At 55.8% G+C, this 19,403-nt stretch carries 20 protein-coding genes; 10 read left to right on the top strand and 10 right to left on the bottom strand.

Annotated elements, in window-relative coordinates; all coding sequences use genetic code 11:
• Positions 1–61 precede the first annotated feature (61 nt).
• Genes ABE472_RS05310 through ABE472_RS05295 form a run of 4 tightly spaced genes read left to right on the top strand, consistent with a single transcriptional unit; the run spans position 62 to position 6,166 of the window.
• Entirely contained in the window at positions 62–2,287 is a 2,226-nt protein-coding gene (locus tag ABE472_RS05310; RefSeq protein WP_346465786.1) for a hypothetical protein, read from the top strand.
• Positions 2,280–4,382, top strand: coding sequence for a hypothetical protein (locus ABE472_RS05305; RefSeq protein ID WP_346465784.1), 2,103 nt, complete (start codon positions 2,280–2,282; stop codon positions 4,380–4,382). Before ABE472_RS05310 ends, ABE472_RS05305 begins: the two co-directional genes overlap by 8 nt.
• 40 nt (positions 4,383–4,422) lie before the next feature.
• Positions 4,423–4,932, top strand: a complete 510-nt coding sequence (locus ABE472_RS05300; RefSeq protein WP_346465782.1) for a hypothetical protein — start codon at positions 4,423–4,425, stop codon at positions 4,930–4,932.
• Positions 4,919–6,166 (top strand): site-specific integrase, encoded by a 1,248-nt coding sequence (locus ABE472_RS05295; protein ID WP_346465780.1) that lies wholly within the window; start codon positions 4,919–4,921, stop codon positions 6,164–6,166. The genes ABE472_RS05300 and ABE472_RS05295 overlap by 14 nt, the downstream gene beginning before the upstream one ends.
• 67 nt (positions 6,167–6,233) lie before the next feature.
• Here the strand turns inward: ABE472_RS05295 and ABE472_RS05290 are convergent, their stop codons facing one another.
• Positions 6,234–6,419, bottom strand: a complete 186-nt coding sequence (locus tag ABE472_RS05290) for a helix-turn-helix transcriptional regulator (protein WP_346465798.1) — start codon at positions 6,417–6,419, stop codon at positions 6,234–6,236.
• Positions 6,420–6,536: 117 nt separating this feature from the next.
• Between ABE472_RS05290 and ABE472_RS05285 the strand changes: the two genes are divergently transcribed.
• Positions 6,537–6,932: a hypothetical protein gene (locus tag ABE472_RS05285; RefSeq protein WP_346465778.1), complete on the top strand. Its 396-nt coding sequence runs from the start codon at positions 6,537–6,539 to the stop codon at positions 6,930–6,932.
• A 96-nt stretch (positions 6,933–7,028) separates the two neighbouring features.
• Positions 7,029–7,535, top strand: a complete 507-nt coding sequence (locus ABE472_RS05280) for a hypothetical protein (RefSeq protein ID WP_346465776.1) — start codon at positions 7,029–7,031, stop codon at positions 7,533–7,535.
• 400 nt (positions 7,536–7,935) lie between these two features.
• Here the strand turns inward: ABE472_RS05280 and ABE472_RS05275 are convergent, their stop codons facing one another.
• A complete protein-coding gene (locus tag ABE472_RS05275; RefSeq protein WP_346465774.1) occupies positions 7,936–9,093 on the bottom strand; it encodes a hypothetical protein in 1,158 nt (385 codons plus the stop codon).
• Positions 9,094–9,628: 535 nt separating this feature from the next.
• Here ABE472_RS05275 and ABE472_RS05270 point away from each other — a divergent pair.
• Positions 9,629–10,786: a DUF4062 domain-containing protein gene (locus ABE472_RS05270; RefSeq protein WP_346465772.1), complete on the top strand. Its 1,158-nt coding sequence runs from the start codon at positions 9,629–9,631 to the stop codon at positions 10,784–10,786.
• Positions 10,787–11,229: 443 nt separating this feature from the next.
• Here ABE472_RS05270 and ABE472_RS05265 read toward each other — a convergent pair whose 3' ends face one another.
• From ABE472_RS05265 to ABE472_RS05245, 5 genes are all read right to left on the bottom strand, one after another.
• Positions 11,230–11,487: a hypothetical protein gene (locus ABE472_RS05265; RefSeq protein WP_346465770.1), complete on the bottom strand. Its 258-nt coding sequence runs from the start codon at positions 11,485–11,487 to the stop codon at positions 11,230–11,232.
• A 177-nt stretch (positions 11,488–11,664) separates the two neighbouring features.
• Positions 11,665–11,838, bottom strand: coding sequence for a hypothetical protein (locus tag ABE472_RS05260; RefSeq protein ID WP_346465768.1), 174 nt, complete (start codon positions 11,836–11,838; stop codon positions 11,665–11,667).
• Between the two features lie 24 nt (positions 11,839–11,862).
• Entirely contained in the window at positions 11,863–13,125 is a 1,263-nt protein-coding gene (locus ABE472_RS05255; protein WP_346465766.1) for a hypothetical protein, read from the bottom strand.
• A 332-nt stretch (positions 13,126–13,457) separates the two neighbouring features.
• Positions 13,458–14,069 carry an SLATT domain-containing protein gene (locus ABE472_RS05250; RefSeq protein WP_346465764.1) on the bottom strand — a complete coding sequence of 204 codons (612 nt, stop codon included), beginning with the start codon at positions 14,067–14,069 and terminating at the stop codon, positions 13,458–13,460.
• Between the two features lie 112 nt (positions 14,070–14,181).
• The gene (locus ABE472_RS05245; protein WP_346465762.1) at positions 14,182–14,469 is read right to left on the bottom strand and encodes a helix-turn-helix transcriptional regulator; all 288 of its coding nucleotides are present in this window, start codon (positions 14,467–14,469) and stop codon (positions 14,182–14,184) included.
• A 95-nt stretch (positions 14,470–14,564) separates the two neighbouring features.
• Here ABE472_RS05245 and ABE472_RS05240 point away from each other — a divergent pair, with 95 nt between their 5' ends.
• The 3 genes from ABE472_RS05240 (at position 14,565) to ABE472_RS05230 (ending at position 16,756) form a co-directional block, all read left to right on the top strand.
• Positions 14,565–14,852, top strand: a complete 288-nt coding sequence (locus ABE472_RS05240) for a DUF4031 domain-containing protein (protein WP_346465760.1) — start codon at positions 14,565–14,567, stop codon at positions 14,850–14,852.
• A 27-nt stretch (positions 14,853–14,879) separates the two neighbouring features.
• Positions 14,880–16,088, top strand: coding sequence for a nucleoside triphosphate pyrophosphohydrolase family protein (locus tag ABE472_RS05235; RefSeq protein ID WP_346465758.1), 1,209 nt, complete (start codon positions 14,880–14,882; stop codon positions 16,086–16,088).
• Positions 16,089–16,243: 155 nt separating this feature from the next.
• Positions 16,244–16,756 (top strand): uracil-DNA glycosylase, encoded by a 513-nt coding sequence (locus ABE472_RS05230; protein WP_346465756.1) that lies wholly within the window; start codon positions 16,244–16,246, stop codon positions 16,754–16,756.
• 11 nt (positions 16,757–16,767) lie between these two features.
• Here the strand turns inward: ABE472_RS05230 and ABE472_RS05225 are convergent, their stop codons facing one another.
• Genes ABE472_RS05225 through ABE472_RS05215 form a run of 3 tightly spaced genes read right to left on the bottom strand, consistent with a single transcriptional unit; the run spans position 16,768 to position 19,213 of the window.
• On the bottom strand, positions 16,768–17,565 hold the full coding sequence (locus ABE472_RS05225; RefSeq protein ID WP_346465754.1) for a hypothetical protein: 798 nt from the start codon (positions 17,563–17,565) through the stop codon (positions 16,768–16,770).
• A 2-nt stretch (positions 17,566–17,567) separates the two neighbouring features.
• A complete protein-coding gene (locus tag ABE472_RS05220) occupies positions 17,568–18,200 on the bottom strand; it encodes a C1 family peptidase (RefSeq protein ID WP_346465752.1) in 633 nt (210 codons plus the stop codon).
• Positions 18,197–19,213, bottom strand: coding sequence for an ImmA/IrrE family metallo-endopeptidase (locus tag ABE472_RS05215; RefSeq protein ID WP_346465750.1), 1,017 nt, complete (start codon positions 19,211–19,213; stop codon positions 18,197–18,199). Before ABE472_RS05215 ends, ABE472_RS05220 begins: the two co-directional genes overlap by 4 nt.
• Positions 19,214–19,403 lie beyond the last annotated feature (190 nt).

Below are 19,403 nucleotides of genomic sequence, written 5' to 3'. Positions count from 1 at the left end.
TCAAACAGCCAAAATGCGCTAGAAACAAGCAAATCGATGCCAATAAAGCCTCAGGTGAGCCATGACACTTGTCAAGAATCCAGATTGCTTTAACACCTACACAAGCCCCGCAATCTGCGACCAAGTACGGGCCACACTCCTTCCACCTAAACAACTCCATTCGAGACTTGTCACGTACTTAGGAGCATATCTAGAGCTTACAGGGCAGCGGTTGCATGCGGACGAGCGTGGAAGCGAAGAATGGCGGAAGGCCGCACTGGGATTCATCGGCGCTTTATACTCGCCTAGATTTGCTGACATCAGTCATTATGGGCGTTACAACCACTCCAGGATCTTCATTAACTACTGCACCGATCTAGATGAGGATTTTCCGCGACCACGCCTTAGCCTCAGCAAGTCCGTCCCCCAATCCACCCAACAGCTTGTTACCGAATTTGAAGATCGCTCAATTGACGAAGAGCGGGAAACCTTCTGGAAAGGCTGGACGCTCGTCAACCGAAGGGGGAAAACATCATATCTTGGACTTCATCAAGTTCACGGCAGGTATGGAGTCACGTTCTGCAATGACTTCCACAATGCGCTGCAGCAATGGTACCGCCAGACAGTTCTTGACGGGCCAATAGGTATCAACGCCGTAGTGTCTCACCTGACAAAGCAGCCCGACTTTATTGGAGCCGATGACTTCAGGAACAGCGCATGGATGACGCACTTCACACGCGATCTATTTGTTAGCTTCTTTAAAGAGTCGCACGCCAATTCTAACGCAATGCGGGTGATTAAAAGACAGTGGGCGGAACTGGCAAGGACTCTTGAGAGACACATTCTTGGTGTGATCTGGGCCAACCCGGACACCCCGATCCCGATACCGCCTACACCTCGCGTTCCAGAGCGAATGTTGCGTGTAAAGAGGTCGGAGGAGGGAGACGAGTACAAGTCCAAGCTATTGACCGACATTCCACTCAACATCCCAGACAGGGCTGCAAAGGAACTGATCTATTCTCGATTCAAAAGTGATCTTAAGGTAGTAGAGTCCTGGGCCAAGGCGAGGTGCGCGAGAGTGATCGCGGGTCAGCGACTGCGCGACCAGTTAACAGCGGAAATGCGCGCAGACCTACGCCCCAGAATTTTGGACAATCTGCCCAAGAACTTTACTCAGGACGAAGCAATCGAAGCGGCAGCTGAACGGTTTGAAGCAAGGGCAATGCCTCATATTTGCGCACCAAGAAGAAAGTCACTTAACGACGCATTTGCCGCCGAGACCCTCGGCATTGCAACCGCCCTGGACCTCATGGCCTATTCAACGCTACTGATATTGCGCCATCCGGCGATCACGCCCGCGTTGCTTGAAGAGCTGGAAATCGTTGACTTAAAAGGTAGGCCCCAAGGAATTATTGAACTTGATGGCTCGGCATATCTCGTTGGCCTGAAGCGCAGAAAGGGCTCAGATTTAGCAGAGCAGCGAATAGCCTTGAGTCACGCCAGTAAAGAGATACTCGACGAAATAGTAAGAATAACATCCACCCATCGGGCAATTATGAAATGCGAAGGGAATGATCACTGGCGGCGATTACTCCTCTACTGCGCGACACCCCATCGACCGATCAATATATTCAATGCGGTAAAGCATGCAACCACATTCGCGCCGCGGCTAGCTGAGGAGTTCCGTAGCTACTGTGAGTCTGACGAGCATGCCCGGCAACTTGCACAGCGCTTCTCGCTATCAACTCTGCGCTCCAGTGCAGGCACGTTAGTCTATCTTGAGACTGGCAGTCCGCATGCCATGTCTAAGGCGCTTGGCCACGACGCGTACAGCCCGAGGCTTCTGGATCATTACCTACCACGCGTGATGAGGGAGTTCTTTGAGGAACGGTGGATCCGGACAGTACAGACCTCGATCATTTGTCAGGCATTAGTTGGGTCCAACCATCAGCTTCCTGCCTCTGGCTTCAAGAGCGTCAAAGAGCTTGAAGACTTCATGCGATTGCATGCATTTGTGGCGCCGCATCGTGGACAGGACTCAGATAGAAAGTCACGGCACAATAGTCGAATGGATACTCCAGGAACGCTCATCTTTAACGTTGACCAGCAAGTGATGATCACCCTCGTGAGCCTGCAAATCGCGGTCGCAACATCGCCGGAATCCTACTGTGATAAAGCCCATTGGTGGGCAGACCTTGCTGGAAAAATCAGACCTGACTTGGAGAGCAGACCCGACCTAGCACCTATCTTGGCCAAGGCAATAGCTTTAGCGGATCCTAGGATCGTGGAAGGAATTGCCTATGCGTAAAAATAGCGAGGAGTGTAGAACCAGTGAAACGTCTCTCCATCCAGACCTTCATTTTCTGGAAGCATATCTTCCTGCCGAAGGCTACAAGTACAGAAAACCGAGCTTTCTCACCCACTGCAGCTACTCTTCCACAGTATGGGTCTTCGAGTGCGCACATCCGTTCGTAATTGACTGGCGGGTTCAAGTTGGACGATCCGGATCACTGCTGACGGATCAACAGCATCTGGAGCTCTGGCATGTCTTCCGATCTTGGCTATCTATACAAGCACATCCGGACACGTCGAGGACCGTGGTCTCCAAGGGCTCTCTCTACAACCGCCTAAGGTACACACTTGCTCTCATTGACTACTTCCTCATCCATGCCAGCTCATTGGGAATCGACAAGTTCGGCATATCTGCCGTCACCTCCAACGATCTAGTTGCACTCTTAGTCCGACTTGCGCGCGGTCATGTTAGCTCGGCAATCTATGACTGGCCGGACAGGCTTTCGGCATTGCTCCGCGAATTAGTCGAAGAGGATCAGGCACGGGGCATTGATGTAGATGAGAGCACACTTCCTCATGTGAACGATGTACCGGCAGAGAGGCTAACCGATCTCACTGACAGGGAAATCATCGGAGCACGGTGCACCCTATGGAGACGTGGCTACTACAACAGCAGTGCACGCACCGATAACCTTGGAGCGTTCAGGCCGGACTCCCGAATCCTGCTACCGCTACTGTTTCCAAACGGTCTTGTTAGCACCCGCAGCCTTCCTATACCTCCTGAACTCATTATTCATTCGGGTCAACGAAGGATGCGCGAGTACCCGGCCGTATCAGTTCGAGCGGGCGGGGAGAACCCTGGCAGAGCGCAATCTATTGAAGTCTATAAGAGCATAGTTCAGTCACTGGCCCGGCTCAGAGCAGACCGCCTACCGTGCCCAGATGTCCCCAGCCGACAGGTTATGAGCGCCGAGTCTGTCCACCCCGGCAGATTCCGGACCGTCCCTGCAGCCACGGTCCTTTTGGCGTTCAAGAAGGCCACGGAGTTCGTGCTAGAGCATGGAGATGATCTAGTCGATAGCTACCTAGAGGTCGCGCGTGTGGCCACCGAAGCCGGAACCACCATTTCGACCCTTTGTAGGATCGATGGAATTCAGGATTTGATCGGCCCAGGGTGCCAGGCTCTTGGCATTCGCCGATGGTCGATACTGGCCCGATCACGGCATGACCACGTGGCAAGCGGAGCCTCATATCACGACGAGCTTCGTGCGAACGTCGGCTTGGTTGAGGCGATACGGGTGCTATATGGAGCGTGCTTGGTGTTGGTCGGTTCGCTATCAGCGAGACGTGATGGAGAGCTCTGTGACCTGATCGCTGGAGAAGCAATGGACGCATCAGGGGAATGGCTGTTCGTCAGAAATCGTAAGTCTGGCCCCATGGGTCTTCGAGACGTACACCGAGTTCCGCTTCCTTCTTTAGCATCAGCATGCATAAGAATTCTCGAACGACTCCAGGAGGGCTTGATCGCGCTCAACGTTCTTCAGCGTCCAACCAGTCTGTTCGCCTACCCCAAAAGCAGGGGGCTCGGACTGGTTGCAAGAAAGACGACCTTCACTGACAACGCGCTCGATTCATTCTGCGATTGGTCAGAGCTTCCGCTCAACGAGACGGGCCAACGCAACTATCTGAGACAGCATCAACTGCGCCGATTCTTTGCAATGGCATTCTTTTGGGGAAATGGCTTTGGTGGACTTGATACCCTCAGATCGTTCCTCGGCCATACGGATGTATCCCACGTCTATCACTACGTGAGCGAAGCGATGCCTGGCGCTGTGCTAACGGGAATCAAGGCGCAGTACGTCAAGGACGCGCTCAGTTCAAGTAGTTCCGATGAGCTGGTAGGGGCGGGTGTAAGGAACTTGCTAATGGCGCGCTTCGGCACGTCAGAGTTTCACTTGGTCAATGGCGATGACTTGGAAAGCTACGTAAGGGAAATGATTGAGGACGGGTCTATGCGTGTCGAACCAGTATTTCTTGATCGCGCAGGAAAGTACAAGGTGCTGGTGAAGCTATCTCCCATACAGCGGCACACAGGAGGCGATCGTGCCTAGGAGATCACCCCAAGCGGACAGGGCAAGCCTTTCCGAGCTTGTGAACCTGCTGCGGCGGATAGTGAACGGTGTTCTTGCACCAGAGGATGAGCTGATCCAGGCGCTTCGCTCTCAGTCCAGTTTTGCCGCCTATTCGCGCGCGGACCAGGGGGTATTTGCGATGAGTCTGAACCACCAGAAATCGATTGCCACCGATGTGCTCGGCGGCTTCTCAGTTTTGGACCGGCTGCGAAAGGAAGCGCTTGCGTCTGTTGCCCTCAAATCTCAAAAGAAGAGGGGCCGGCTGCGAGCTACCCGAAAGGACGTAGAGAACAGCTTACTTTCGCTAAAAAGAGAGAACCAGATTCTTCGGGAAGACCTCTTCCTGCTGCAGCGTGCGTTTGACATCCGATGTTCTCAGGCGCGGCGATACGCCTCAGCAGCGGGCGAGCCCACAGTCTCGATCTGCTCAAAGGAGCAGCTCGAGCTGGACACAGGCCTGTCACTTAGACGCATCATTGCGGAACCAACCAACGTGGTCCATCTTCGAGGTAAGAATGCCAAGAAGTAGACAGATGTATCGCCTGAGCTCAACCCTACAGCTTCCGCATTATATCGATGCTGGCGGAAAACTATATGTTATTGCTGCAAATGACGTCCCGATGTTCCAATGGCCAGATGGATCGTGGTGCCATGAAGCCAATAGATTCATCAGAGAGCTTATGGAAAGACGACTTTCCAGAGTCAACCGTGGTGGATCGCTCGCAACTTTCGCCGCACATATCTCTCATCTTCTTCGGTACGTTTGGACACGGAAGATCCTGCTGTCCAGCATCACGGATTCGGAATTCACCACATTCATCGACGGACTCTTAGAGCAAGACTCGAGGCGCAGCTCGAAGATGGTCGTGGAGATCGGACGAACTTGCCTTCAGCTCATCAGATCGGTGGGGGCGCATGCTGGTGACATGAACACGGTCTCCGAGACTGGTCGGATCCGAATTTACCTCAAAAGGGTAAGGAGTGGCCGGAATAGCGCCAGAACGGGGGTGGGCGGACTCAACCACGCCTCCTTTCCGCGCCCGGAGCCGCGACGTCGCAGAATGCCTACTACAAGAGCCGCGATTGATTCGTTGATCGCCGCAAGTGAGAGTCTTTCTACCACTCCTCACCAGAGAATGCGGCGTTTGGCGATGCTTAGGTTGATGGAGATCACAGGCGCCCGTCGAGGCGAGCTAGCATCTTTGACCACCGAGGCAGTGAAGTCGGCCCTGGCAATGGAAAGGCCCATGCTCAGGCTGATCACGCTGAAGACTCGATCCCCTACACCGCCGAGCCGTCTAATTCCGGTTAGCAGACGCGACATCGAGTTCATCAATACGTACATCGATATATACAGATCGCGGGTCATAGCAAAGCATCTGAGATCGAAGGACCACGGGTATGTTCTGGTGAACGGAAGAGATGGCAGACCGCTTCAGTCTGGCACGCTCACCCAAGAGGTTGCGAAGTTGGCGTCTCAGGCAAATCTAAGAGAGAGCGTCTCTCCTCATCTCTTCCGACATCGCTTCATCACACGCCTTTTCGTTGCCCTGATCGAGCAGCATGAGATGGAGACCGAGGATCAGTTCCGGCGAGCTCTTCTTGAGGGAGAGACACTTCGCTTCAAAGTTTCCCAATGGACAGGGCACCGCGATCTTGGCTCGCTCGATCACTACATTCATCTGGCCTTTGACGAAGCCATGGGCGCTCGTGGCCTCAATGCCGATGAGCGGATGGTTGCCGCACTGGCCCAGCCTAACTAATGATCAGAAGATCACCTTGCTCCGTGTGCTGCATGTGCGAGCCTACGTAGGCAGAGTACCAGGCGCTTCACCGATCCAAGACTGCAAAGATATCGGATATTTTGAGTCCCAATCCGTAGCAAATTTTGCTCAGCGTCGCAACCGTCAGATTCTTGGTTCCACGCTCGATGTGCCCGTAGTACGCACGATGCATACCAATCGCATCGGCGAATCCTTCCTGACTGAGGCCCAAGATGGTTCGCCGCGCTCGCATAGCGCTCCCAAGTCCTCGCAGTAGCTCATGGTCATCCATGGGCTACAAACTAGGGTCCCGATACTTTTAAGACTACGACTTTAAAGGTAGGCTACTTAAAAGTATAGGTCAAGACCAATGTCCTTTTTCCTCGTCTGCCCCGAGCTGGAGTTCACTCTCGAGCTTCAACTCACCGCGAGTGCTGAAGAGCAGATGCACAGACAAATCATGCGGGTACAAGATGAGGGCGACTTGACCAGATTCGAGCTGCGGTTGGCAGCAGAGCTAGGCAAGGTCTTGCCCGAAGCCGTCGACTGGGACATCAAATCGCCAACCAGGGCTCAGCTCGCGCTGGCGCAGTCTCTGGCAAGGCAGATGAGTCACCCAATCTCTGACTTGGCGCGGTCGTCACGATTCGAAATGCACCAGTTCATTGCCATCTTGTCCGAACTGAAAAAGGTCACTGCCGCCGACCCACGAAAGGCCAGCGGACGACGTGACACTGCGAAGAGAAAAAAGACTAACGCAATTTAGTCAGCATCAGGGGCCTCCGCTATATCCATGTTCTAGCGTCATCTCCACTGACATCCATCACCCAGCGCGGAATCACATGTAATGGACTCAATTAGCTTGGTCGTACAGATGATACTTGTGGCATTTGCCGCGCTCGCTTTCCCTGTGGGACTTCTATGTTGGATCGGGGTTTCAAACATCAACGAGCGGAAGCGAGCCTCACGCATTTCCTGCAACAATTCATCCACACTCGACGGACCTGCGGACGCAGGCACCGATGTTCTTGAGCCTGAAGTGCGTCGTTGGATGTTGTCACAAGCTGGTCCACACGTTTGGGCCGCCGCCTTTGTAAATAGTCTTGACGATGCTGGACCAGAGCTCGCAATGCGTAAGGCCGACAGTGCGGCTGCCGCGCTTGAGCGCATCCAGAACACTCCACTTAGGTCGTTCGAGTCAGTGGCCGCCAAGTCTGGACTTTTGCTTGACGAGCATGATTTCAAGGCCTGGTACCGTGTTTGTGACCTGCTGCGGAGCGGCAAGTCCATTGGTTACGTTGCCCCAGCGGATCAGCATATCCAAGACGCCTATGATTCGTATGTAAGAAGCCTGGGTGACTTTAACTGAGGCGAGCGTCTGGAACGAAGCGAACCCCTCCATGATCCATAGGTGGTCCTTCTGTTGTGGCGAAGCTTCTACGGCGCGGGTATGTGCACTTCTATGCCATCGGCGCAGCTCAGACTGCCCGGAACGGCTGGTGTTGAGATAAATCGAGGTTGAGGTACTCGCTATGGAGTGACGGGCGTCTAATGGTTGCTTCGTGACCTACCTGATCCCCCCAGATCTTGCATTGTTTTGCGTGTCTCTTGCCTCGGCTTCTGGCCGGAAGCAGACCTAGTCGATTACAGTGACGCAACCCCACTGACCTCGGCCCCTAAGATCAATCTAGCGGCGCGCGCATGGCGCACGCAGACGAGAAAATCTGGGCGGGCTCCCTTAGCGGCAGCCCGCCCATAACCGCACATGATCAGTCCAGTTCGTAGCGCTCTTCAATTGCGTCGAACAGCTGAGCAGCCTCTTCCTTGGCGCGCTTGTCCTCCTCGGCCGTGAGTGGCGTCAATTGGAGCCCGTCGATGCCCCCGACATACGCTGGCCCGCCGATATCGTCGTCATACGGAGTACCGTCCTCGTTGATCGCTTCATGTCGGTCCTGGCTCAGATCCCTACCCAGCATGCGCGAGAGGTGCATCCAGCCCCAAGCACGGAAAGGGGTTTCGCCACGGTGCTCGATTAGCTCGCGCATGGCCGATACATCGCCCTCACGTGCCAGCACGGTTAACCATTGATAGGCAAGCTCGGGGCGGCCGTGCGTATCGGCCAAGTCCGCCATGTCGTACGGATCCACTTCGTCCGACGGCTCAAGCTCGAGCGCCCCAGGATCACCGTAGCGCTCCGCGGTGAGCAGCATCGCGCGCCTAACCCCGCCCCGTGCCGCTGCAAGGAGGTGGTATCGATGTTTGGCCACCACCTGAACGAACGAACTGCCTGTGCCTGCGGCGATCTCCGCAAAGCTCACTGGTTCGGACGACCACTGACCACGTCGGCGCAGCTCGCGACCGAAGCGGCGATCATCTTCTTCTGGCAGCCCCCCGTACGGCTCGAGCAGATACGCGGTCGCAAGGTGCGCGGCGACTATGCCGCGCGCCGCGGCCGCCTCCAATCCTTCGAGCAGCAAGGGTAGCTCGCCGACCAGCGCATCAAACCCTTGCTGCATACGACTGATCAGCTCGGCCGAAACCCACTCAGCAACGACACCCGACCCCGCCTTGTCAGCGCCGGACCACTTGTCTTCATCGCTCGCGAGCGCGGCAATCAGCTCCTCAAGCCCCACCGGCGCGTAGCCGAATGTGCCGAGGAAGCTAACCAAACCGTGGGCCGCGCCTTTCGCCTCCTCGGGTAGCATCCCGAAGTGCAGACACCGCTGAATGACCCCGTCCCTATCCGGCGTGAGGCCAGTATCGCGCCAGGCCACGTCGCACCACGCGGCTTGGTGATGGAACGCGGCATGGGTGGCAAAGCCGGCGGCGGCCGCCAGCAGCTCATGGACTTGGCTGCGGGTAAGCGACGCGAAGCCCTGCGTCCGAAGGTACGCATGGGCGTGAAACGCGTATTGCTTTATGGTCATGACTCGTCCTCGACGGCCAAACCGATCCGGGTCAGGCGCACACGTTTAAGTCCCCGGCAGTTGGCCAGAATGAAGAGTCGATCAGGGGATATGGCCTATTTTTGCTCGTGTGCAAGCAAGGCGGGCGCCGTCTTTATTGTATGCCGTCTGCCACGGGAACTCCAAGCACGCCTTCAAACTGCCTGTACTGGTCCCCCTGCGACCTGTGCCTGGCCGCAGGACAGGGACAACCACCGAAGTTTGGTCCTTCTCTGAAGCGGAACCTGACGGAGTCAGCTACAGAGTTCAGTTGGAGCCTACCAACCTCCCAGCGCTGGCCAGCCAGTGCCGATCTCGACCCAAAGCGACATCCGACAAAGCGCATGCTTTACACCCTGCCGGGTCAGGTTATACATCGGCTTGTTCGCCGGATCCAGCGGCCCTAAGATCGAGATGTATCAGGACCCATAGCTCACCCTATGGTGCGCGGTGGATAAGTCATATAGCCGGACCTTGGGATCCGGCTTTTAGGTAGCTAGCTCAAGGAGAGCGCAGTGTGGCCAGGCTGAGAGTCTTCATATCTTCAACGTGTTACGACCTCGACATACTTCGAGGTGAGGTTCGACCATTTATTGCAGGCATGGGTTACGAGCCGGTAATGAGTGATTATTCAGACGTCCTCTATGATCCCCGCTCCCACACGCATGACAGTTGCCTCAAGGAGGTGCCAGGATGCGACATGGTCGTTCTCATTATTGGATCGCGCTTTGGCGGAGCGGCCGTGCCGTCAGCGCTCCAGCAGATGGACTTTGCCACAATAGAGAAGCTGTCGACTAAGGTCGGCTTGATTGAGAGCAAGGAGAAATTGTCCATCACGCAGCTGGAAGTACTTAAAGCTGTAGAGAGTTCAGTCCCGGTATACGCGTTTGTCGATGAAAGAGTCCTGCACGACCATCATCTCTACGAGAAGAACAAAGACAAAAAGGAACTTATCGAGCAGATCGACTTCCCTTCTATACAGAAGCGTGAGACGGCGAAGTATATATTCGAGTTCATAAATTTCCTCGGCCACAGAACCACGAATAACAGCATTCTTGCCTATTCAAAGCTTGAGGACATTCGCCAGCAGCTAGCAAGCCAGTGGTCACAGCTTTTTCAGCGGCTACTTCTTGAAAGTCGCACACGCACCCATGAGGCGCAGCGATACCGTGACTTCTCCGAACGCATTGACGATCTAAAGGCTGTCGTACTGGCTTCGCTTGCTACGCCCGATCTCCGCGATACCGCGAAAGGCGCAGTGCAGTTTCGTCACCTTATTGGCTTTGTTTCTGGATTTGCATTTGTCGACACTCGCGCTCTTTTGCTTTCTGACGGGACATGGGATGAGCTGCTATCCAAAGCCGGAATTTCGGAGATTCGATCCTTTGAGGAGGACGATAGAGATCGTCTAGTCAGGCCCGAGGTATTTCTGGTGAGAGATGACAAGACGTTCTATAGACTCCGCCTTCCAAGGCGTGCGCTCGATGATTTCCGGGTGGATTGGTCTAGCTTCCAACGTCTTGACAACGGGGCTCGCGAAGCTATCGTCGACGCACTCCTCGAAGATAGAGAAGGGCGGCGCTTCGGACCTCTTCGCTACGTGGAGAAGAACGTAGATGAGTATCTTGCTGACCGCGGTGGCGGCAGTCAGCTTGACCTTGTTGAACAGAGCTAAGAGTTCAATCAAGCCGAAGCCACTTCGCAGATCGGCGTCGTCTTGGAGTTGAACGTCCGCTTTTTGCCGAAGAGGAAGTCGGCAAGGCAGCGGATTAGGAGCCCGTACTGAGGCAGGAGGGGGGGGCGGCCGCCCCTCGGCTTGAACAACGCTCAGGTCTAAAGTCCGAGGTCGAAATTAGATCCAGGTTGGCGCGAACTCGTTGGCATAGCGCTCACCGAAATCACCTTCACGTAAAATTCCCTTGCTCTTGGCCAAATCCTCGGCCGTCAGCATGAGATTCGCAGCACCGACGTTTTCCGCGGCCGCTCCGCCTTCCTAAAACCGAGGATCGTACGGTGTCGTTGCCTTCGGCAAGCAACTAAGCAAGTGCAAGCTGAGCGAAGGTTACGCCCTTCAAGGCAGCGAGTACGTTCAACTGACGCACGGCTTTCGCGTTCTTCTCAAAATTCCCGGGCTGCCATCGCGGATTTGCAATTACCCACCGTTTTATGCTCAGGCCATTGGGTTAATGCAGCGGCATAGGCCGCATCGGGCGTCATCATCTTCGACGCCCAGTGTGGGCGCTTGCCGTTGCAGAACGAGATCCAGCGACGATCACCGTCCGGGCGTGCGCCTTGCTTTCGAAGAGATGCCGACGCACGCACCGCTCCTTCAGCATGCGCATCACCCGTTCCACCATGTCGTTCTGCTGCAAGCATTGCGCGGGAATGAACTCCTGCTGCAGACCGTAGCCGTACCCATGACGCGACGATTCGCGCGTACTGGTGGATGGAGTGTTAGCCCGCAGCTCGTCTAAGGAACGAGTATGCGTCCTGAACGGAGCGCGGACCGATGCGGCGACGGGGACGCTAACGCTCCACCAGAGCGCGGGCTATTCATCCACTCGATTTGGCCGGCTTGGCAATTTTGACCGCAGCCGGACCGTGTGTGGCCAGTTGCTGGAAGCCCGCGGCCCGTGGTGCCATATCCGGGAATACAATCCGCGCTGCATTCCAAATCGTATCGAAGTGATTCTTGGCGCTACTGGAATGATCGGAGACGATCTCCATGCGGAAAGACTGAGTGCTGCCTTGTCAGGTTCGGCGTAGCTCTTCTGAGCGTGAAGCGTACCAACGGATGCACTGCTCGGCAGCAATTCGTGCGCATGAGACCAAGCCCGAAAGCTGCTCAGCGGGGCACTCCTTCCCAGTGGCACGATAGTTGGCCTTAGCGTGAGCGAGCTGATTCCTAGACGCAGAGAGCACAGCAGCCAGGTCCACGAGCGCCTGTCTGCGCTGCTCCGCAGAACTGCCTGGTTCGATCTTGGAGAAGCTCCGAAGAATCCGTGGTGCATGTGGCTTCATCGGAAGCGGATCACAGCAGCGCTCAATCGACAAACGTAGCGCCTCTGCGTCGCGGGTGAAGATTCGATTCTCCTCGAAGAGAACAAGTAGCCCATCCATGAACTCTGCATTGGGGCTGAGCGCATCTCTGGACAATAGACGCTTACGAAGGTCCTCGTACTGCTTCTCCCTGACTACCGTGGCAGACACGTACTCAATGCATTTTGCGTAGACGAGTAGCGCGGCGGCGTCGACATGCAGGCCGTTTGCGCTATTGAACTCGGAAAGTACTTCTAACAGGCCTGGCCCGGTAAGTAGTGGCCTCATGCTGGCTGCCCTTTGGACCAAGTCCCCGATCTCCTCGTCTTCGGGGTACTCGATGTCAAAATCGACTGGGCGGGGAGCCTCCGAGAATTCCAAGCCTAGGGTGACGTGCAGCTCAAAAAGATAGGCCTGCACTAGAGCATTGGCATCTTCTTTCGTCGCCCCTTGCGGATGGTGTACTTCGACAAAAACCTCATCCCAGCCCAACGGGGGATTGTATTTGTCGTAGAAGTGATCCATTACCACAACCGCTGCACCGAAGTGTGTCGACAGCGACAACAGAGCAATTGATGCGGAACGCCCGGCTACCTCGGCGATGGTCCTGCCGGCGCTGGATTCCAATGAGCTGATCTTTTCAACGAATCCCTCAGACCGAAGGTCCTGTGACTTCACTCTGATTACTGTCCGAAGACTCGAGTGGTAGATGAGACCGTCGCACGTTGTCGCCGGATCCGTAACCTCAAGCGCGAGGGCCACCAACTCTTTTACCGGCAAGTTAGCCGACTCTTCTGAACTGGGGAAATCCAGCCTGACCATTGTATCTAAAGAAAGAACAGCGTCATCGACTAGATCCAGATCAAGACTGGGGTCCAGTTCACGTCCTTCCCAATCGATTCCGAAAGCGGTACCTAATCGAGTGATCGCGTCACGCAAACCGGCTTCAAGCGCTGGGGGATCAAAGGTAATCATTGCGATGCGGTCGCCTGGGCTGGGGGACATTCGTGGACAGCGCATTAAGTCTGAGCGGATCAAGTGGCCGATCGCCAGTTGCTTCCCTGCCCAGCAAGCGCCCTGCTGAGGTCCCCTTGGAGGAGTCAGTTTGGAGCTAACTGGAACTGCAATCTGCTTAATGGTTCGGGGAGCGGCACGCGGGATATGGCACCCAATCTAACCACCCCATGGGCCATCGTTACGCAACTTTGGAGACTCAGGCTGTGAAGCGCACATATGTCAGTCTTGAATGCGCGCTCTTTTAGCTCGGTGATAGGCTTCGGCGGCCGCTCAGGCCTCTATCTACCTATTTATTCTACCATTCTGATAGCCAGGAAGAGCTTAAAGAAAACGTACCCCACAAAGGTCATCGCGACGAAATAGTGAGAGAAGATGAGTATGGTGACGACCCGAGCCTTGAGCCACCGCGCCACATAGGTTAGCCATTCAGACCCGGTGCTCGGCTTCTCCGTCAGCTGTGTGAGCAAGTAGTCAATAGGCTTGTGGTTTCCGTACTTCTCCAAGATATCGTAGTACTCCTCGGTAAGTGCGATGTAGTACTGATCCCTGACAGAGCCACTGATACCCGCGAGCTTTCGAGCAAACCGCCCTAGCTCTACCCCATTTCGATGCATCGCCTCTGATCGCGAAATGAAGTTCTCTTGACCAAGAAGCAAGGAGTAGACCAGAACGAGTACTGCAAGCACGGCTTGTGTTGCATTAAGATAAATTGCGTCTACGCCAAGCTGGATATTAAATGCTTGCATCATGGGCACAAATACTAGCGCTGCAGATATCAGCGAGACGGTCCACTGGGAGAACTTGTGGTGTCGCTCAAGTCGTTCGCTTGCTCGATACCTCGACCTGGTGGTGATCCTTGTTCGCCGGATCAGTTCGTCGATGCGATTCTCAACGCCTTCCATGTTCCCCTCCCTGAGTCGCCGCGCGGCGCGTATGCGTATCGGTAGCATACCGCTGCGACGAGGCTTGAGGACTAGGTCGCGCCACTCAGCCTAAAGGTGCGCAGGCGCCGAGCTAGGTCGTGCTTCGGACCAACTCCTCGATTGCGCCGATAAGTTTGGCAACCCCGGCCTCGCTGCCCGGAACTCCTGCTATCAACGCATCAACCCTCGCGCCAAGCTCAGTCTTGGGTGCCGGCCCCGGAAAAGCGGGCAATCTTAGAAATTTGCAAATTTTCTGAACATTTTTGGAGAGCGTGACCATTTTCCCGCGCTCCATTTTGGAAATCTGCCCAGGATCGACACCGGTCTGCTCCGATACAAAAAAAAGCGTCATTCCAGCCCTATTTCGGGCTTCGCGCATGCGCCCCCCTAGCTGCAGGGCATCCTCTCGTGTATGGAATCGCTCGGCCATATGTGCTAAAGTTTTGCATATTATTTGCACATTTGCGAGCCCATATGGCCGTCTACGTGGATTCAGAAGGCATTCGCTGGCGCGGCAAGGAATGGTGCCACCTAGTAGCCGATTCCATAGAAGAACTTCACGACTTTGCGGCACGACTCGGGCTGCGGCGCCGGTGGTTTCAGAATAAGGGGCGCTATCCCCACTACGATGTGACGATGACGGTTCGCAGTCGCGCCTTGCTTATGGGTGCGGTTGATGCTGACCGAGCCACACTTATCGCCTGCTGTAGGCGCGTGCGAGCCGATATACTCCTGATGAGAACGCAAGCGTTACTACCCTGATGACCCCTCTCAGCGAAGGACTGCTAGATGACACGCGCGCTACCCCAGCCACCGCCACTCTCGTTGCCCGAGTATGCTCTTAAGGCTCGGCGAACTAATCGCTTCGAGAACACGCCCGACGAGTTCGACAACCTCCGGTTCGGGTACTTTGGGGAGACGGGAGGACTGCTTGCCTCGGTAAAGAAGTCTGTGCGCGATCAGCTGACAAATCCGGAAAGCGCGCTAGCCGCCGAAGAGCTTGGCGACGCACTCTGGTACCTGTTCAGCACGGCGGCCTTTCTTGGCATTTCGCCCAATGAGCTTGGCGAACACTGCATCCGTCGACTGCGCAAACGGTTCGGAGACAACGATCGCCCCGTGTCTGAACCCGTAAGCTTCAGGCAGATTGACGGACTTCTTGATACCCACAAAGAAGGATGGGATCTGGACAGAGTCAGACAGCTCGGCAAACTTGCTAGTAGCGCCGGGAGCTTGGCCGACACGTCGTTGACTCAACTTCGAGCGCTGAGCCCCCCAGCTCAGCGGGAGCACTTTGGCACCCTGTTTGCAGAATGGGTTCTCACCTGTGGCTGCTTCGACCTGCGCGTCGAGAGCGTTGCACGCGACAACCTCTCCAAGATTTCTAGCCGATGGCCGGGTGACGAGAAGATCTATCCAGCCTACTTCGACCCAGACACCAAGTTCGGTGCCCACGAGCAGTTCCCCAGGGAGTTCGAGATCGAGTTTGTCGAACGTGATGGATATGTGGTCCAGATGCTCAACGGCGTATTTATCGGGGATCGCCTCACCGATAACAGCAATGAAGCGGACGATTACCGCTTTCATGATGTTTTTCATCTTGCCTACATTGCCTATCTTGGATGGTCGCCCGTTGTGAGGGGGCTGCTTAAGCGCAAGCGAAAATCGGACAGGAAGATTGATGAGAACGAAGACGGGGCGCGCGCCATGATCATCGAGGAAGGCATTGCCACCTGGATCTTCAATCACGCCAAGCAGTTTGAGTTCTACAATGGCGTGAAGGCCGGCAAACTCGATTACGGGCTTCTGAAGCAGATCCAGAGCATGGTCGATGGCTACGAGGTGGCCCGATGCAAGCTGTGGCAGTGGGAGCTAGCTATCCTGAAGGGATTTGAAGTGTTTCGCCTACTTACAATCCACCGTGGCGGAGTGGTCAAAGTTGACATGGCTAACCACGAACTTTCGTTTCGACCTATTGATTCCCAAGCAACGCAATGACCCCAATCGCCTTCGTTAAAGCACTCTCCGCCCTCAGCCTAGACAACGTTTTCAATCCGTATGCGGACGTTTGCCCTGTGCACGATCGTATGGATGCTGCTGAGTGCAGGAGAAGGAATCTACGCACCTACCTAGCAGCGGTGTCAAAGATTGGCGTGGACACGATCTGGATGGGCAGGGACTTGGGTTATCGCGGCGGTCGCCGAACTGGCCTTGCCTTGACCGATGAGTTCCATCTTCCGGAGCTGGCCAGGCGCTATCCCGGCTCCCATTCGCACCAAGCTACGAGAGGCCCAGCCCTGGCAGAACGTACAGCAGCAGAGATTTGGTCCGCACTCAGAGCAATCGAAACGCCCCCGCTCTTGTGGAACGTTTTCCCGCTTCACCCCCACGAGCCCGACAGCCCGTTCACCAATCGTCGATTCACAGCCCGCGAGCTCTCCCAAGTTGAAGAGTTGAATAGCGTTCTGATCTCTTGGTTGAACATCCGGCACATCGTTGCGATCGGGCAGGACGCTGCATCGTATGCGCAGCGTTTTGGCGTCAAGGTGATCACCATACGCCATCCTAGCTATGGCGGAGTCCGGGAATTTCGAGAAGGCATGCGTAGCTTCTATGGACTGCCAGCCAACGCCTTGGACCGGGCCCATCAAGCGACTCTGCTCTGATCCCGAGGGCTCTAAGGCCACCGTTTTATCAACGCGGTTGCAGCATCGGCACCTCCGAACGAACTCACATCCAAGTGAGCCAGCGTACTCACACAGGTCAAGACCCCGGGGTCGTAGCCGGACTCTTTGCTGACAAAGTGCAATAGCTGACTCAGCCCGACCAAGTTGCCAAGGGCTCTTTTCGCGTAGTGGTGGGATCGATAGACTGCGGTCAGATCGACCGTGCCCTTCGAAGGGGCGAGCTTAAAGCTCAAGTGGCTGAGACAGGGGATGTTGGTCGCGCGCCCTCCGTCTATCGCCGGCTCGTAGATGGGAAGTTCGCAACCCACTTCGCCGTCAAGTAGGTCGTTCACATCGTGAACGCCGAGCTCGTAGGCGGACAGAATTTTGCGCTCGTCCTTGGTTGTCCGGAGCTTGCTAACGATCGTTTCCAGAGGATTACTGGTCTTTCCCGATTTGGGGTGGGCGCGATCCATCATGCGCATCGCGTACGTCCCCCAAGTCCCCTGCTTCTTCCCTGACTTCATGGGCTCAAGGTAACGCTTGTAGAAGTCGGGACGGCCAAAACGCAGATATGGTCCTTGCGGAAAGATGGTCCCGGCAACTGTGAACACGCCACCGCCATCACCCCGAGCTCTAAGCGCAGCGTCAACTTCGTTGATGACGTCCAAGTCGCCGCCGCCGAGGATGGTCGAGGAGTCTATCTCCAGGACATAGTTTCGATCCGTCCTCTGAGGGGCTTCGTTCAGGCTACGCACTGCGGAGACCCAGACAGGAACTAGCCTTTCACCAGTAAATACCTTAGCCACTCTCACCCTCCAAACGCACAGATAACGTGCTCGCGAATGTAAATTTCGGGAAGCCAAGCCTGCCCGCGCGCTCCCCACCTGTCGCCCCAACTGTTGCGAATTCGGAAAAAGGCGGCGCCGTCGTCGGCCCTGCCAAGCCCAACAACCGCTACTGCATGTAGTGCGTTCGGCATGGGCAACTGCTCAAACGTGACCACTCCGCTCGCCGGAATGAAGAAGCTCTGAGTCAACCTCATGCCGATGCCCACGGGAAGATTCCTTCGAATCGCGTCGGCAATTGAATCAGGATCGTGCGGAAGCAGATCCAGCGCTCTTCCATAGAGGCACAAACCAACTGGCGGCAACGAAACAGGCGGTGACGGCTCCGTTGCCTGATACGGGAAGTCCTGCTCGGTAGGTTGCCCGGGCGATGCCACTTGGAGCGCGAGTCCTAAGGAGACACCATCACCCGAGGCCCAATTGGACGTCAGTGTGGCCGCAGCTTGATAGACGTACTCGGGACTCAGCACCTCACTCTGCGGAGCGAATCGGAGATTTAGCTCCGATAGGGCGAACGCAATGCAGGTCGGGCGCTGCCCTTGGTCACGTGCAGCATTGTTTGCCTGCGGCAGCGCTATTTCTTCCTTGATGATCAAGCGATCGAGGCCTCGCTCAGCAACTTCCGCTTTGCGACTCGCGTCAGACCAGGCCCGATTTGCTCAAACTTAGCCCTCGTTTCGAACGTCGCGATAGCTTCGCCCCCCTTCAACCAAGGCCGCTGCTCTTGCATAGAAAAAGCACGCGTTTCGCCGTCTGGAAGACTCGCAGGGTCGTCGTAGGTCAGTAGAAATTCCGCGGTGGCGGTGCCGAAAACGATTTGCCTCGGATCGACCACCTCTTCGGATAGACACGATATCGGGCGAATCTGGAAACCTTCCGATGCTAGCTCACTCAACGACCAGAGGTAGCCCGATGAGGCGTTGCTTCTCAAACGAACCAGGACCTGGTCATCCGCACGCGGCTCCAGCACGCTCGCACGATCACTTTCGTCGAGGAGCCATACCTCCCTACGAGATTCAAAATTCTGCCCTTTGAGCAGCGCCTGTTTGATGTCGATCGGCTGGATCTTCAGGAGTTCCTTGACCTCACCAGTATGCAAGAGTTTTTGGCGCGCGAGAGACCAAGCCGTCGCCGTATAGCTAATTCCGAGCCTCAGAGACAGCTGGTAAAGTGTAACCGGGTGCTTCAGCGACTGAATGCTCCAGCCCTTTCGGCGCATGATAGTGGCGAGCAGACTGCGGGAGGCCAACAGTTGGTACGCGAACCAATCCGCCTCCTGTTCCTGACGTTCCACTTTGGTCCCAAATTCCATCGAATCGTCGGCTGTAGTGCCGTGACCCATGAAGTAATGTCCGAGCTCGTGGGCACACGTCAGGTGGATCAGTCCCGCCGACCGCTCGGAATTGACGAGGATGCCGGACACCTCGTCTCGGATGAACGCTCCGAGAAGCTTGTCCATGGGTCGCAGAAGTACAGGAACGCCTTCCCCCCCCGCGATTAAGAAGGGATCTACACGCGTATAGCCATCGTGCTCCACACGGGCCTTGGCACCGGAGTCTTGATAGATCTCAGCGGCTCGCCTGGCGGCGTTCTTGATGTGAGGGAGCATTCCTTACTCCTTTCGACTGACCTTGGTTGATTGCTTCAAAAACTCGGCGAAGCGCGCCACCTCATCGAGGTCACGCCCTGAGAGACCCTTGATTGCCCGCGCCAGGAAAGCCAGCTGCTCCGGCCCTTGCGGCGGCGGCTCCCTCCCGGTGAGCAAGTATTCAAGCGTCCTTCGGTACAAGCGCGCCAAG

The organism is Stenotrophomonas sp. TWI809 (assembly GCF_039673205.1).
Lineage (GTDB): Bacteria > Pseudomonadota > Gammaproteobacteria > Xanthomonadales > Xanthomonadaceae > Stenotrophomonas.
This window is presented reverse-complemented; position numbering and strand designations above follow the sequence as displayed.